Below are 14,014 nucleotides of genomic sequence, written 5' to 3'. Positions count from 1 at the left end.
GCCCCGCCTGCACCTGCAAGGGCGGCAAAGGCTGGCCATCGCGGGTGCTGGCCACGTCCCCCACGCGCAGGCCAAGCCGGCGCAAGGTATCCGGGCCAATCCAAGCTTGCCCGGGCGGGCTGACGAACGCAGGCAGGTCGAAGCCTTCGGCGCGCGTGCCGGCCACAGCAAAGCCGCTCGGCAGGCTGAGCGGTTCGATGCCGATCAGGCGCACGTTCGGCGCCGTGTCACCTGCCAGCGCCAGACGCCCTTCCAGCACCGGGCTGACAGGCCATCCGAGCACGCGCAAGCGCACATACAGGGCCTGGTCGAAATGCTCACGCTCGCGCGCCAGCACCTGCACCTGACTGCCCGTCACCAGCACCGCGCTGGCCCGGGCATAGTCGCTGCGCGCTTGGGCATTCAAGGCCTGCACACCGGTCCACAAGGTGGTTGCCATACACAGCCCGAGAAAGATGCTCACCCCTTGCAGCCGGTGTCGGCGCCAGTGGCTGAGCAGCGTGTGCAAGGTGATGCGCAAGGTACTCATGGGCGCCTGCCCGGCAAAGGTCGAGGCATTTGCTGGCAGCACGGCGAGCCTGGCCGAGCCTCATCCCACCCACACGCCGTCCGCCGGCCAGTCATCGATCCACCTGCGCCATCACCCGCCCAGCCTGCAACCGGCAGCGCACTTGCAGCCGCTCGGCCAGGCGCTCGCTGTGGGTCACCATCAGCACGCTGCTGCCGGCCTCCTCGATCAACTGCAGCATCAGCGCCAGCACCTCTTCGCTGCTGCCCTCGTCCAGGCTGCCGGTCGGCTCGTCCGCCAGCAACAGCGACGGGCGCCCGGCCAGCGCCCGAGCGATCGCCACCCGCTGCTGCTGCCCCCCCGACAGTTGCTCGGGGTAGCGCGCCAGCAAGCCACTGAGCCCCAGACGCTCCGCCAAGTAGGCCGCCCAGGCCGGGTCGTGCCGCTCGGCCAGGCGTGCCTGGAAGCTCAGGTTGCTGGTCACATCGAGGCTGGGGACCAGGTTGTACTGTTGAAAGACCAGGCCGATGGACTCGCGCCGCCACTGCGCCAGCCCCGCCTCGGTGCGCCCGTCGAGCGCCTGACCGTGAATCAGAATGCGCCCGCTGTCGGCCCGATCGAGGCCTGCGATCAGGTGCAACAGCGTACTTTTGCCACTGCCCGACTCGCCCATCAGCGCCAGGCTGCTGTGGGCGTCGAGCTGTAGATCGACGCCCTGCAGCACTGGCAGCGGGCCTTGGGCAGTGAGGTAGTGCTTGTGCAGGTCTTCGATGAGCAGCATGGGCGTCCTTGGAATCGGGCAACGGTGCGCGGCAGCGTTCGGATCAGTCGCGTACCAGCTTGAACATGCCGTTGTCGTACCACCTCAGTGCCAGCGTGCCATCCACCCCTTTGAAGAACGTCGCCGTGTCGGCATCGGACGGTCCCCAGGAGCCGGACTTGCAGATCACGCTATACGCCGTCGCCTGATCGACACCCAGCTTGCGAAGCTGTGCCGTCGTATCGGCATCGCTGGTTGACGCCACCGCCTGGAAGGTGGGCTGGGTGCAGGTGTCGTCAACCAATCCCTGGCGCTTGTCTGCCTCAAGACGGTCATGGCTGAACCTCAGGCGCCAGCCCATCACCTGAGGATCGTCGTCGGCCAGCGCCTGCACGCCTGTGTCAGGCACAGCGACGCCGGCGACATGCCAGTTGCCGGAGAGCGCTTGCTCCACTGTCGACGCTGCAGGGCTGACGGGTTCTTTGCCGCAGGCGGCGAGCAGGCACAAGGCGATCACTGACGTCGCACGTTTGACAGGCATGTTCATGGGTACTCCTTGAAAACATCGGGTGGAACCGGAGGCGTCAAGCGCATCGGTCTGACATGAGCCAGATGCTGGATGCCAGCGCCGCGCGGGGTTTCTCTGTGACAACGCACGCACCTGACGGTGCCGGCCAATCAGCCCGGCTGCACCTGCAGCAGTTCACTCAACACGTCGGCCAGCGCCCTGACCCTGCCATCCGCAGTGGGCCGGTGGACGATGATGATCTCGTAACTGTCCACCTCCGGCAGCCCCTGTGGCGCGCCGAGCACGCGGTGTGCGGTGCTGGCGGCACGCGGCGGCAGCAGGCTGATGCCCATGCCGTCGGCCACCGCCGCCTGCAGGCCGCTCAGGCTGGAGCTGGTGAAACTGATGCGCCACGCGCGGCCCATGGCTTCGAGCGCCTGGATCATGTCGTCACGGTACAGCCCGCGCGGCGGGAAGGTCACCAGGGGCACCGGGTCAAGGTCGAAGGTCGGCGCCTGGGCGCTGTCGATCCACTGCAAGCGTTCAGGCCAGCGCGCAATGCCTTCGCGGGCGTTGCGCCGCTGCTTGAGCAGAATCAGGTCGAGTTCGCCATTGTCGTAGGCCTGGCTGATGTCGCGACACAGGCCGCTGGTGACCTCAAGCTTCACCTGCGCATGCGCGCGACTGAAGGCAGCGAGGGCCGTGGTCGTGCGCCCACCGACGAAATCTTCCGGCACGCCCAGGCGTACCGTCACGCCGACCCGCGCGCCGGCGAGCGCTTCGAGCATCTGGTCGTTGAGCGCCAGCATGTGCCGCGCATAGCCCAGCAAGGTCTGCCCGGCATCGGTGGGCAAGACGTCGCGGTTGCCGCGCACCAGCAAGCGATGCCCGACCATGTCTTCGAGCCGGCGCACTTTCTGGCTGATGGTCGACTGAGTGGAATGCAGGCGGGCCGCCGCCGTGGTGAAACTGCCGCAGTCGGCGACCACGACGATGGCGCGCAGCAGGTCGAGGTCGAACAGGGCTTTATTGGCTTTGCTAATAGTGGGCATGGGTTCATTCAGCGGGCAAATGGCAGGGGCGGTTCTACCACGCCAGCGCCAGCGCAGCAACGCCAGTGGAACTCGCCCCTCGCTTGAGCCTCTTAAAGCTGAGTGCCGCGCCCTCAGGCACCCCTTTCCTTCCGGAGGTTTCGCCATGCGTCAGCTAATTCTCATTCCTGCTCTCATGCTTCTGCTGCCTGCGGGCGCAGCCTTCGCCCGTGTGGATGGTCGTGATGTCGCCACCTCCGCCGGCGTGTCAGCCTCGCTCTATTCCACCTTCAAGGATGACAAGCGCATCCTGCCTGCCCGTGACGAGCTGTCGGCGTTCGTTGCCAGCGGTGGCGAGATCCGCGGCGCGTACGTTGAATCGGCCTTGCAGCACGTGCGTCAGGCCAACCCGGGCCTGAACATCAGCGACGAGGCACTGGCCCAGGCCATTCTCACGCAAGAGGATCCGCTGGCCGCCAACTGAGTCAGCCACCCACGAAAAAGCCCGGGCCAGCACAGCGGACCCGGGCTTTTTCATGCGCGCGTGATCAGGCCTTGAGGGTGGCCATGTCGATCACGAAACGGTATTTCACATCGCCCTTGATCATCCGCTCGTAGGCTTCGTTGATGTGGCGGATGTCGAGCATCTCGATGTCGCAGCTGACGTTGTGCTCGGCGCAGAAGTCGAGCACTTCCTGGGTTTCGGCGATACCGCCGATCAGGGAACCGGCGATCACGCGGCGCTTGAGCACCAGATTGGCAGCGTGGATCGGCGGTTCGACCGGCTCGATCAGGCCGACCAGAATGTGTACGCCGTCGAACGTCAGGGTTTCCAGGTAGGGGTTGAGGTCGTGCTGCACCGGGATGGTGTCAAGCAGGAAGTCGAAGTGGCCGGCGGCGGCCTGCATCTGCGCCTCATCGGTGGACACGATCACATGATCGGCGCCCTGGCGACGGGCTTCCTCGGCCTTGGCCGCCGAGCGGGTGAACAGCGTGACTTCAGCACCCAGCGCCTTGGCCAGCTTGATGCCCATGTGGCCCAGCCCGCCCATGCCGAGGATGCCGACCTTGTGCCCAGGGCCCACACCATGATGCTTGAGCGGCGAGTAGGTGGTGATGCCGGCACAGAGGATCGGCGCGGCAGCAGCCGGGTCGAGGCCTTCGGGGATGCGCACCACGAAGTGCTCGCTGACCACGATGCTGCTGGAGTAACCGCCCATGGTGTTGCTGCCATCGACCCGGTCCGGGGTGGCGTAGGTCATGGTCGGGCCCTCCTCGCAGTACTGCTCCAGGTCGGCCTGGCAGGCCTTGCACGAGCGGCAGGAGTCGACCATGCAGCCAACGCCGACCAGGTCGCCCACCTGGTAGGTGGTCACATCGCTGCCAACCGCGGTGACGCGGCCGATGATTTCGTGGCCAGGCATCAGCGGGTAGACGGCAATGCCCCACTCGTTGCGGGCCTGGTGGATGTCGGAATGGCAGACACCGCAGTACAGGATGTCGAGCGCGACGTCGTCCGGGCGTGGGCTGCGACGCTGAAACTGCATGGGTGCCAGGGGACTGGTGGATGTCTGGGCGGCGTAACCGATGGCGGTATACATGAATGACCTCGCGGGCAAAGTGAAACGATTCAGTTGCCGTTATTTTGCCAAGAGCCGGCGAGATGGCCCACCGCAGATTCTCCGGTACTCATGCCTGATTCTCCGAACATCAGCAAACGGCGCTGGCGCAAAAGGTTCAATCTGCGATCATGCAGCTGTCTGATTCTCTACCCTGCCCTCTCCACCTGATCCCCCTGATGAAGTACCGCCATGCAACTGACCCGCCACGTCGACGCCAATGCTTCCCTGTGCACCCTGATCAGCGCCCTGGCCACGCGCCCGGGTTTTGTACCCACCCATCTGCCCCAGGTGCACGTGCTGAGCTGGGATCACTATGTGGCCAGCAGCCCGCAGATCTACGAGCCGAGCCTGATGATCCTCGCCCAGGGCAGCAAGCTGGCGCGCCTGGGCCCACGCACGCTCGAATATGGCGCCGGGCATTACCTGGTGCAGGCCCTGTCGGTGCCGTTCATGTGCGAGACCTTCGCCACCGCCGAGGCGCCACTGCTGGGTGTGGCGGTGGACATCGACCGCAATGTACTGGCCGAACTGGTACAGCACCTGCCAGCGGCCGCCGAGGTGCAGGCGCAGACCCCACAGTCGATGACCTCCGCGGCGCTTGATGCACCCATGCGCGCCAGCGTCGAGCGTCTGCTGGCGTGCTTGCAAGACCCGCTCGATGCCCAGGTACTGGGTCCGGCGCGAGTGCGTGAGGTGCTCTACACCGCCTTGCGTGGCCCACAGGCCAGCGTGCTGCGGGCGTTGGTGGAGCAGCAAGGGCATTTTGCCCGGATCGGCGCGGCGTTGAGTTTTCTGCGTGAGCACTACCCCGAACCGCTCGGGGTCGAAAGCCTGGCCGAGCGCGCCAACATGAGCGTGTCGACCTTTCATGAGCACTTCAAGCGCTGCACCGAGCTTGCGCCCATGCAGTACCTCAAGCGCCTGCGCCTGCTCAAGGCGCAGCAGATGTTGCTGGGTGAGGGTGTGGGCGTGGCGCAGGCCGCGCATCGGGTGGGCTATCAGAGCACCTCGCAGTTCAGCCGCGAGTACAAGCGCCAGTTCGCCCGCAGCCCTGGCGAGGAGCAGCCCTACCAGAGCCTGCCGGTATGAGGGTCAATGGCTGCGCTGCTGGCGCTTCCAGCGCGCAAGGTTGCGGGTCACCCATTGCTCGGCCATGCCCGTGCTGACCAGCGCCTTCATCAGTTGCCCCAGGCGCTCGCGCAGCGCAGCGGTGTTGCACGGCGAGGCCTTGGACAGCGCCAGGTACAGGCCTTCACTGGAAATCGGCGGATCAAGCACGCGCAATGCCTGGTCAATGCCCAGCGATTGCGCCATCGCCGCCCCGGGGTAACGCTCGTAGATCAGGTAGTCGGTGCGCTTGTGCAGCAGCTTTTCAAAGGCCTGGCTGGCCTTCGGCACGGCTTCCAGGTCGAGGTTGGCTTCGGCGTAGTCGTCAAAGGCCTGGCCATAGCTGTTGTTCACCAGGGTGCCGCCCTTGTGGCCCTTGAGATCGGCCCAGGTGGCATAGGGAAATGGCTCCTCGCGACGCACCCAGACCATACTGTGGGTCGCGATGAAGGCCGGGCTGATGAAATCGGTGGTCTGCGCGCGATCCTCGGTCCGAAAATAGCCGGCCATGCCATCGACGCGCCCCAGGCGGACTTCCTCCTGCGCGCGCGGCCACGGCCCGGCGTAGCGCACCTGCAGCGTGAGCCCCAGCTGATTGGCCAGGTAGTCGACCAGGTCGGCGTTGGCGCCGATCAGTCGGCTGGGATCGTCGGGGTCGCGCCACAGATACGGCGGGTATTCCGGGTTGCCTGTCAGGGTGAGCTGGGTGCAGTCCTCCTGTGCCTGGGCGAGTGACGCCCCGAGCAACGATGGCAGCAGCAGGCACACGCAGCACTTGAGCATCGACGACTCCCGGGCAAGAGGTTTGCAGATGGGGTTGATGCTAGTACAGAGTGACTTGCCAGAACGTTGCTTTCGGACAGTTCTGTGAGCGATGACCGGTTTCCCATCGCTGTGCTCGTGCAGGCAACGCTCGCAATGACCGTTGCACTGGCCTGCCGGCGCTACTCAGCCGGTGCAGGGCGCCCGACCAGCGCAGGTGCAAGACGCGACTATTCGATCTGTGGCAGAGTGCGTCGCCAGGCCTGAGCCTCGTTGAGCGAGGGTGGCAGCGGCTTGATCAGGCCCCGGAGCAGCGCATGAAAAACCTGGCATCGACCGGCTCAGCGAAGGGCTACCGACGCATCATTCCCTCCATGACCGCTTTGCTGCAGTTCGAAGCGGTGGCGCGCCTGAACAGCTTCACCCTGGCCGGTGAAGAACTGGGGGTCTCTCAGGCCGCAGTGAGCAAGCAGATCAGGTTGCTGGAAGCCACCGTGGGCCGACCCTTGTTCGAGCGCCAGCATCGCAGGATCGCCCTGACGGCCACCGGCGAGCAGTTGTTCGCGGTCATCTCGTCGTCGCTGCAGCATATTGCCAGCGGGTTCGATCAGATCATCGAGGGCGAGCAGCCAGACGAAATCGTCCTGGCCTCGACCGCACCGGTATCGCAACTGCGGATCATGCCGCGTCTGCACAAACTCGAAGACGTCTTGCCTCACGTGCGGCTACGCCTGGCGACGCAGATGTTCACGGGCGACCTGAAACGTCGTGATTACGATCTGGACATCCGCTTTGGCCATGGGCAATGGACCGACGGCGACGCCATCCTGCTGTTTGAAGAAGAAGTGTTCCCGGTCTGCTCCCCTGCCTGGCTGGAGCGCCATGCCACCCCCGCGACACTGGCCGATCTGTCTGCATCAGGCTTGCTGGAATCGGACAGCACCTCGGAAGGCTGGATGACCTGGTCAGGCTGGTTCAAGGAGCTGGATGCCTCGTTCGCCCGCTTGAACATCAACCTGCGTTGTACGCTGTACACAGACGTCATCAACGCTGCCGTCAGTGGGTACGGTGTAGCGCTGGGTTGGGGGCGACTGGTCGACCATCTGATCCACAGCGGGCAATTGGTAAAGATCGAGCCCCATGTGGTGCGGCAGAAACATGCCTATTACCTGGTCGTTGCCAAAGGGCGTGAAATCGATCAGAGCGTCCGGGCGATCGTGCAATGGTTGCAGAGCAGCGCCACGTATTGAAGTCGAGCACTTGTTTGACCCGGTAAGTAGCCCCTGTTCAATAGCGCCTGATTCATACAACGCCCTGCACGGAAGTGTGTTCATAACCGCCGGTGATCAACAGCCCTCCCAAAATGTTGCTTTATGGGCTGAACAAGGCTCGGTAGCGTGATGAGTGGCGCGTTGGAATAACCACTCTCCAACGGCGCACGCAGATAACGCATCGCCCCGACAACAATAAAAAACCGCGCGACCGGAGACTACGATGTCATCCCCTTATTCGATCTCTCCTGCGAATCGTCGTATCGATCCGTCCCGACTCTCCGTTCCCGGCTTGAAACCGGACGGTTCGCTCGACGACAACGACCGCGTCGAAATCGGCCCCACCCCCCTGGCTTTCACCGAATGGGCAGCGCTTGGGCTGCAGGCACCTGATCTGCACGCCATGCGGCGCTTTCGGCTCGAGCGTCTCGTCAGACAACTGCAGCACGCCAATGTCGGCGGCATCCTGCTGTTCGATCCGCTGAATATCCGCTACGCCACCGACACCACCAACATGCAGCTCTGGACCACGCACAACCCGGCGCGGGCGTGCTTCGTGTCGGCAGGCGGCCATGTGGTGCTGTGGGATTTTCACGGCTGCGATCATCTGTCCGCGCACCTGCCGTTGGTGGCGGAGCTGCGCAGTGGCGCCTCGTTCTTCTATTTCGAGACCGGCGACAGGACCGAGGAACACGCCCGGCGCTTCGCGGGCCAGGTCAATGACCTGATGCGGCAACATGCCGGCAGCAACCGGGCGCTGGCGGTCGACCGTATCGAGATCGCCGGGCTGCGTGCACTGGAGGCGCTGGGCTTGCAGGTCAGCAGTGGCCAGGCGATCACTGAACTGGCGCGGGCGATCAAGGGCCCGGATGAGGTCATGGCGATCCGCTGCGCGGTGGCCTCGTGCGAGGCGTCGATTGCCGAGATGCGCCAGGTCATGCGCGCGGGCGCGACCGAAAATGACGTCTGGGCGGCGCTGCACGCCGGCAACATCCGCCGCGGCGGTGAATGGATCGAAACGCGCATTCTCAGCTCCGGACCGCGCACCAACCCCTGGTTTCAGGAATGTGGCCCGCGGGTGCTCAGCGACGGCGACCTGCTCTCGTTCGACACCGACCTGATCGGCGTGTACGGCATGTGCGTGGACATGTCGCGCAGCTGGATCTGTGGTGGGCTGGCGCCGACTGCCGAGCAGAAGCGGCTGTACCGCATCGCCCATGATCACATCCTGCACAACACCGCCCTGGTCGCACCGGGGGTGGCATTCTCCACGCTCAGCCGCGATGGCCACCGCCTGCCCGAATCGTGCCGGGCGCAGCGCTATGGCGTGATGTTCCATGGGGTTGGGCTGTGCGATGAGTATCCGAGCATCCGCTACCCGGAAGACGTGGCGGCCTATGGCTACGACGGCGAGCTGGAGCCGGGAATGGTGCTGTGTGTGGAGGCGTATGTCGGTGAAGTGGGTGGTAGGGACGGGATCAAGCTGGAGAACCAGGTGCTGGTGACCGACACCGGGTGCGACGTGCTGACGCGATATCCGTTCGAGGCGAGTTTTCTGGATCGTTGAGGTGCTGGTCAGCTCAGGCGTTCATGGAAGCTGGTTGGCTTCGAACTTCGCTCCAGTCGTCGCTCAATGCTATGTGCGCGGGAGAGTGCGGTCTCTGGGGGGCGACTGCCGCGATGGCCGGGAAAACTGCCCCAAGGCTGCAACCGCGATTCATGTTTATTACGCGGCGCCTGAAACAAGCCGCCAGTCCGGCGATCGAGGCCTGAAACAGGCCTCGCAGAATCAACCGGCACCCTGACCGATGCCTGCGCCTTGCAGCTGTCGGGCGCCAACGCAATCCGCTTCTACCGGCTCCATCAACCCACAGAGCGCAACGCTGCCCTTGCATCCAGGCGATCAAGCATCGTCTCGCAATACCAGTCATCGAACTGGCATACGCCATTTTCCGCGTTTTCCGAAAATGGCCCAGGCTCGTACGCCGGTGACGACACGCCGGCAAAGGTGCCCTCCACCAGGCGCCGGTCCTGGTCGTTGGTCGCCAGCCAGACCTTGGTGAGACGATCGAGGTCGTAGTCCACGCCCTCCACTGCCGACTCGGGCACCAGCCACTTGGTGGTCACCAGGGTTTCGCCGGGGCCGATGGGCAGCACGCGGAAACTCAGGGCGTGGTCGCCGAGAAAGTGGTTCCAAGTCGAGGGGTAGTTGAAGTACAGCAGCGCGCCGATGTCAGGCTCGCCACTGTGGTCCAGGCGCCCGGCGACGGCCGGCTTGCCGTCCATGGTGTAGCTCACTGCACCGGCCGACAGCGGAATGCGCGTCATGCGGAAACGCCCCAGCGGGTCCATGTTCAGGCGGCTGGGCATGCCGGCTGCTTCGCAACGATCCCAGTGCGCAACCAGTTCCGAGTCATCGTCGCCACCCACGCCCGCCACCGACAGGTTTTCGACGAAGGAATTGAGCAGTTCCGGGTGGGTGCCGTCGCAGTGGTAGCACTCGCGGTTGTTCTCGAAGACCAGCTTCCAGTTGCCCTTCTCGATCAGGTTCGATTCGAACGCGACCTTGGCCTGTTCCAGCCCATGGGGCGCGATGAAGGGGCTGACGGCCGCGCGGAAGCGCGCGAAGTCGGGTGCCTGTTCGGCCACGCAGACATAGATGAACGTGTGCACCACTTCGATATGCACGGATTTGAGGCCGTACTGGGCGCGATCGAACTCGGCGCCCATGTTGCCGGCATAGATCAGGTTGCCATCCAGTTCGAATGTCCACTTGTGATACGGACACACCAGCTTGGCGACCTTGCCGGCCGAGTGCTCGCAGACCTTGGCGCCACGGTGACGACACGCGTTATGGAAGGCGCGCACTTCACCGTCCTTGCCACGCACCACCGCCACGGGATAGTCGCCGATCTGCAACGTGAAGTACTGGCCGCCCTTGGCGATTTCGAACGTATGGCCGGCGAATACCCAGTCCTTGTGCCAGATCTGTTCAAGGTCCTGACGATACACTTCGGGATCGAAATACAGCTCGCGCGGCAACACGTGCCTGGGTTTGCGCTGTTTGATCAGGTTGATCACGGAGTGGCTGCTGTTCATATTCATCCTCCAGGCACTTCGGTACTTCGACGCATGGCCTCGAGATACGAAGTTCTATTGTTATAAGCGCAACCCGAACAAGACCCTGATGCGCTGAAAACGCCCTCGGACGCATGACGGCGCCATGTAGCAGGAGGCTCCAGATACTGTTCGACAGCTATGTTCATTGACACTGAAAACGCTACCAGCGCTTCCAATAAAAAGCACGGCACTTAATTTACTTGTCGTATAACTTAAAGTTATCAAGAAATGAATCGCATTTAATTGATAGACAACAGACGCGTTGAAACTTATGTTTACTATCAACTTCAACCTGTTGCCTGCTGGTTCGACCGTAATCCGACGTCGTTCTCAGAGTCCTGCCATGACCACCCTCACTCGTGCCTTCAATCCAACCTTCGCCGGCCACAACCTGGGTTCCGTCACCCAGCCCCGGGTGCTGCAAAAGACCTCGAAGATCGGTTTTCTCCTGCTCGAACATTTCTCCCTGGCGTGCTTCACCCAGGCGCTCGATGTGCTGGTCACCGCCAACCTGATCGCGCCCGGTGCCGCGCGCGTGCACACCTTCAGCCACACCACCGCCGAGGTGATGAGCGACCTTGGCATCCCGATTCGGCCAGACACGCCGCTGACCGACATTCGCCTGGCGGACCTCGACCTGCTGGTGATCTGCGGCGGACTGCGCACGGTCCGCAGCCCGCCGCCCTGGCTGACCACCTTGCTCCGGCAGGCGGCCAGGCGCCGGATCGCGCTGGGCGGGCTGTGGAACGGGGCGTGGTATCTGGCGTGCGCCGGGCTGCTGGACGACTACCGCTGCGCCTTGCATGCCGATCAGCGCACTGCCTTGGCCGAGCGCGTACCGGGCGTTCGCGTGTGCCGCGAATCGCAGGTGGCTGACCGCGATCGAATCACCTCTGCCAGCCCCGCCGGCGCCTTCGACATGATGATCCACTGGCTGGGTGAACGCGCCGGCGCACCGCTGGCCGCCGCAGTGCTGGCGACGCTCGACACCGATCAGAGCAGATACCGCAGCGTGCAGGGGCCCGCCTCCAGGCAGCCCCAGGTGTGCAAGACGCTGCGCGAAGTCATCGGGCTGATGGAGGCCAACCTGGAGGAGCCGTTGAGCCCTGAACACATCGCGCAGATGATCGGCCTGTCGATCCGGCAGATTCAGCGCATGTTCAAACTGCAGCTGAACACCACGCCACAGCGCTATTACTTTCAGCTGAGGATCACCGAGGCCCGGCGGCTGATCCAGAACTCCCATGCGCCGATCTTCGAAGTGGCCCTGGCCTGCGGCTTCGTCTCCTGTACCCACTTCAGCCGCTCGTACAGTGCGTTCTTCGGACATCCGCCCTCAAGAGAGCCGCGCCACGAGACCTGAACGGGGCACGGCAGCTGCCCTGTGTGAACGGCATCGCGCCAGTGAGCGGGCCTGAGGCGTCAAGGCCAGGCGTCAGGGCAGCCCAGGCGGCAGAGCGCACAACCGTCACGTCCGTCAGTAATCGTCGTGGCGCGATCCCCATCAGGCATAATGCCGGCCTTTTTTCGCCGACAGCGCAGGACCCTCCATGAAAGCCCAAGCCCGTCACATCCTGGTCAAGACTGCCGCCGAGGCCGAGCAGCTCAAGCAACGTATCGACAAGGGCGAGGCGTTCGATGTCCTGGCCCGCAAGTACTCCACCTGCCCGTCCGGCAAACGCGGCGGTGACCTCGGCGAAATCCGTCCGGGGCAGATGGTCGGCGCCATCGACCAGGTGATCTTCAAAAAGCCATTGCGCGTGGTGCATGGGCCGATCAAGAGCAAGTTCGGCTACCACCTGGTGCAGGTGTTCTACCGCGACTGATCGTTGCAGCGCACGCGGTACCTGACATTTCTGTCAGTTGTCAGCCCCCGGCCAGGCGCGCAACGTTGCAGGCGACCCTCGAACCTGGAGTCGCCCCATGCGTGCCTTATTCGTCGTCACCGGTGCCACCCTCATCTCGCTCATCTCCACAGACCTGCAGGCTGCCTGCACCTTCAACCCCGGACTGGGGGATGACGCCTATGTCTGCGACAGCGGCAGCGCGCCGGGGCTGCTCGACCTGCAGGGCAACAACAGCCTGGCCTTGCCTGCCGGCGGCACCGGGGTCATCGCCGGCGACGTCACCTTCGGGCCCGGCCAGGATACGCTGGACATGGCCTCGGGGCGCATCGAAGGCTCGGTCAACCAGGGAGCGGGCATCGACACCTTCACCATGACCGGAGGGGTCATTACGGGCGGCGTCAATCAAGGCGATGGGCTGGACCGCTTCTTCATGCGCGATGGCTGGATCGTCGGCACGTTCGACAGCGGCGACTACGCCGAGATGGACGGCGGGCGCATCGGCACGGTGAACATGCGCCTGGACCAGAACACCTTTCTGATGCGCGGCGGCGCCATCGACCGCAACTTGGTGACCGGTTTCGATCGCGACTATGTCGAGCTGTTCGCCGGCACCATCGGCGGCAACATCAGCGTCAGCGGCGGCGATGATCAGGTGTTGATCCACGGTGGCAGCGTGGGGGGCGACGTGCTGCTCAGCACCGGTAACGATCAGTTCACCTGGGACGGCGGCAGCATCGGCGGCCTGGTGCAGATGGGGCCGGGCGACGACCGGGCGCTGCTGCGTCAGCTTGGGCCTGAACAGTTGACCATCACCGTGGATGGCGGCGATGGCCAGGACACCTTGCGTTTCGAGCAGAGCACCGCCAGCCAGGGCAGCCTGTACCCCAACTGGGAGCAAGTGGAGCTGGCCGACAACAGCCGCTTTGCCCTCGACGACACCTGGGTGCTGGGTGATACAGCCAGCGGCACCGGCACCGTCGGCATCGACGCCAGCAGCCAGTTGCTGTCGCGCAGCGGGGTGATTCGCGCCTTCGCTGCCAACCAGCCCGCCACCCTGAACAACGCCGGGCTGATCGACCTGAGCAGCAGCGATGGGCTGGGCCGCCTGACGGTGCAAGGCAACTACATCGGCAACGGCGGCACCCTGAAGCTTGCCAGTGTGCTGGCCGGTGATGACGCGCCGTCCGACCGTCTGGTGGTCAATCAAGGCAGCATTGACGGGCGCACGCTGCTGGTGATCGACAACCTCGGGGGTGGGGGTGCAGCGACGCCGCTCAACGGCATTCAGGTGGTCGAGGCCGGTACAGGAACCACCAGCCCCCCGACTGCCTTCGTGCAGACCCAGGTGCTCTCGGCCGGGGCCTATGATTACCGGCTGTTCAAGGGGGGGGTGACCGCCGGCAGTGAAAACAGCTGGTACCTGCGTTCGACCCTGGCCGCGCCGGTGGTGGTCCCCCCGCCAGTGGTCACGCCCCCGG

General features: G+C 64.4%; 13 protein-coding genes and 1 pseudogene. 7 read left to right on the top strand and 7 right to left on the bottom strand.

The window, feature by feature from the left end; translation table 11 throughout:
• From RT028_RS17015 to RT028_RS17000, 4 genes and pseudogenes are all read right to left on the bottom strand, one after another.
• Positions 1 to 529 (bottom strand): annotated as a pseudogene (locus RT028_RS17015) (ABC transporter permease); the annotation flags it as partial.
• Between the two features lie 91 nt (positions 530 to 620).
• Positions 621 to 1,289 carry an ABC transporter ATP-binding protein gene (locus RT028_RS17010; protein WP_312936282.1) on the bottom strand — a complete coding sequence of 223 codons (669 nt, stop codon included), beginning with the start codon at positions 1,287 to 1,289 and terminating at the stop codon, positions 621 to 623.
• A 43-nt stretch (positions 1,290 to 1,332) separates the two neighbouring features.
• Positions 1,333 to 1,815 (bottom strand): hypothetical protein, encoded by a 483-nt coding sequence (locus RT028_RS17005; RefSeq protein ID WP_312936281.1) that lies wholly within the window; start codon positions 1,813 to 1,815, stop codon positions 1,333 to 1,335.
• Between the two features lie 131 nt (positions 1,816 to 1,946).
• Complete coding sequence (locus RT028_RS17000; protein ID WP_312936280.1) at positions 1,947 to 2,828, bottom strand: LysR substrate-binding domain-containing protein; 882 nt, start codon at positions 2,826 to 2,828, stop codon at positions 1,947 to 1,949.
• Positions 2,829 to 2,973: 145 nt separating this feature from the next.
• On the opposite strand from RT028_RS17000, the gene RT028_RS16995 reads away from it, so the two are divergent.
• Entirely contained in the window at positions 2,974 to 3,291 is a 318-nt protein-coding gene (locus RT028_RS16995; RefSeq protein WP_312936279.1) for a DUF2388 domain-containing protein, read from the top strand.
• A 64-nt stretch (positions 3,292 to 3,355) separates the two neighbouring features.
• Here RT028_RS16995 and RT028_RS16990 read toward each other — a convergent pair whose 3' ends face one another.
• A complete protein-coding gene (locus RT028_RS16990; RefSeq protein ID WP_312936278.1) occupies positions 3,356 to 4,408 on the bottom strand; it encodes an NAD(P)-dependent alcohol dehydrogenase in 1,053 nt (350 codons plus the stop codon).
• A 210-nt stretch (positions 4,409 to 4,618) separates the two neighbouring features.
• Between RT028_RS16990 and RT028_RS16985 the strand changes: the two genes are divergently transcribed.
• Complete coding sequence (locus RT028_RS16985) at positions 4,619 to 5,518, top strand: AraC family transcriptional regulator (protein WP_312936277.1); 900 nt, start codon at positions 4,619 to 4,621, stop codon at positions 5,516 to 5,518.
• 3 nt (positions 5,519 to 5,521) lie between these two features.
• Here the strand turns inward: RT028_RS16985 and RT028_RS16980 are convergent, their stop codons facing one another.
• A complete protein-coding gene (locus RT028_RS16980) occupies positions 5,522 to 6,319 on the bottom strand; it encodes a substrate-binding periplasmic protein (protein WP_312936276.1) in 798 nt (265 codons plus the stop codon).
• A 296-nt stretch (positions 6,320 to 6,615) separates the two neighbouring features.
• On the opposite strand from RT028_RS16980, the gene RT028_RS16975 reads away from it, so the two are divergent.
• Entirely contained in the window at positions 6,616 to 7,548 is a 933-nt protein-coding gene (locus tag RT028_RS16975) for a LysR substrate-binding domain-containing protein (RefSeq protein WP_312936275.1), read from the top strand.
• 244 nt (positions 7,549 to 7,792) lie between these two features.
• Positions 7,793 to 9,136: a dimethylsulfonioproprionate lyase DddP gene (gene dddP / locus RT028_RS16970; protein ID WP_312936274.1), complete on the top strand. Its 1,344-nt coding sequence runs from the start codon at positions 7,793 to 7,795 to the stop codon at positions 9,134 to 9,136.
• Between the two features lie 296 nt (positions 9,137 to 9,432).
• Here dddP and RT028_RS16965 read toward each other — a convergent pair whose 3' ends face one another.
• Positions 9,433 to 10,668 (bottom strand): aromatic ring-hydroxylating dioxygenase subunit alpha, encoded by a 1,236-nt coding sequence (locus tag RT028_RS16965; RefSeq protein WP_312936273.1) that lies wholly within the window; start codon positions 10,666 to 10,668, stop codon positions 9,433 to 9,435.
• Positions 10,669 to 11,032: 364 nt separating this feature from the next.
• Between RT028_RS16965 and RT028_RS16960 the strand changes: the two genes are divergently transcribed.
• From RT028_RS16960 to RT028_RS16950, 3 genes are all read left to right on the top strand, one after another.
• Positions 11,033 to 12,052 carry a GlxA family transcriptional regulator gene (locus tag RT028_RS16960; protein WP_312936272.1) on the top strand — a complete coding sequence of 340 codons (1,020 nt, stop codon included), beginning with the start codon at positions 11,033 to 11,035 and terminating at the stop codon, positions 12,050 to 12,052.
• Positions 12,053 to 12,239: 187 nt separating this feature from the next.
• A complete protein-coding gene (locus RT028_RS16955) occupies positions 12,240 to 12,515 on the top strand; it encodes a peptidylprolyl isomerase (RefSeq protein WP_312936271.1) in 276 nt (91 codons plus the stop codon).
• Between the two features lie 97 nt (positions 12,516 to 12,612).
• The coding region (locus RT028_RS16950) for an autotransporter outer membrane beta-barrel domain-containing protein (protein ID WP_312936270.1) at positions 12,613 to 14,014 on the top strand (1,402 nt) is incomplete at its 3' end.

Origin of the sequence: Pseudomonas sp., assembly GCF_032058845.1 — a bacterium.
GTDB lineage: Bacteria > Pseudomonadota > Gammaproteobacteria > Pseudomonadales > Pseudomonadaceae > Aquipseudomonas.
This window is presented reverse-complemented; position numbering and strand designations above follow the sequence as displayed.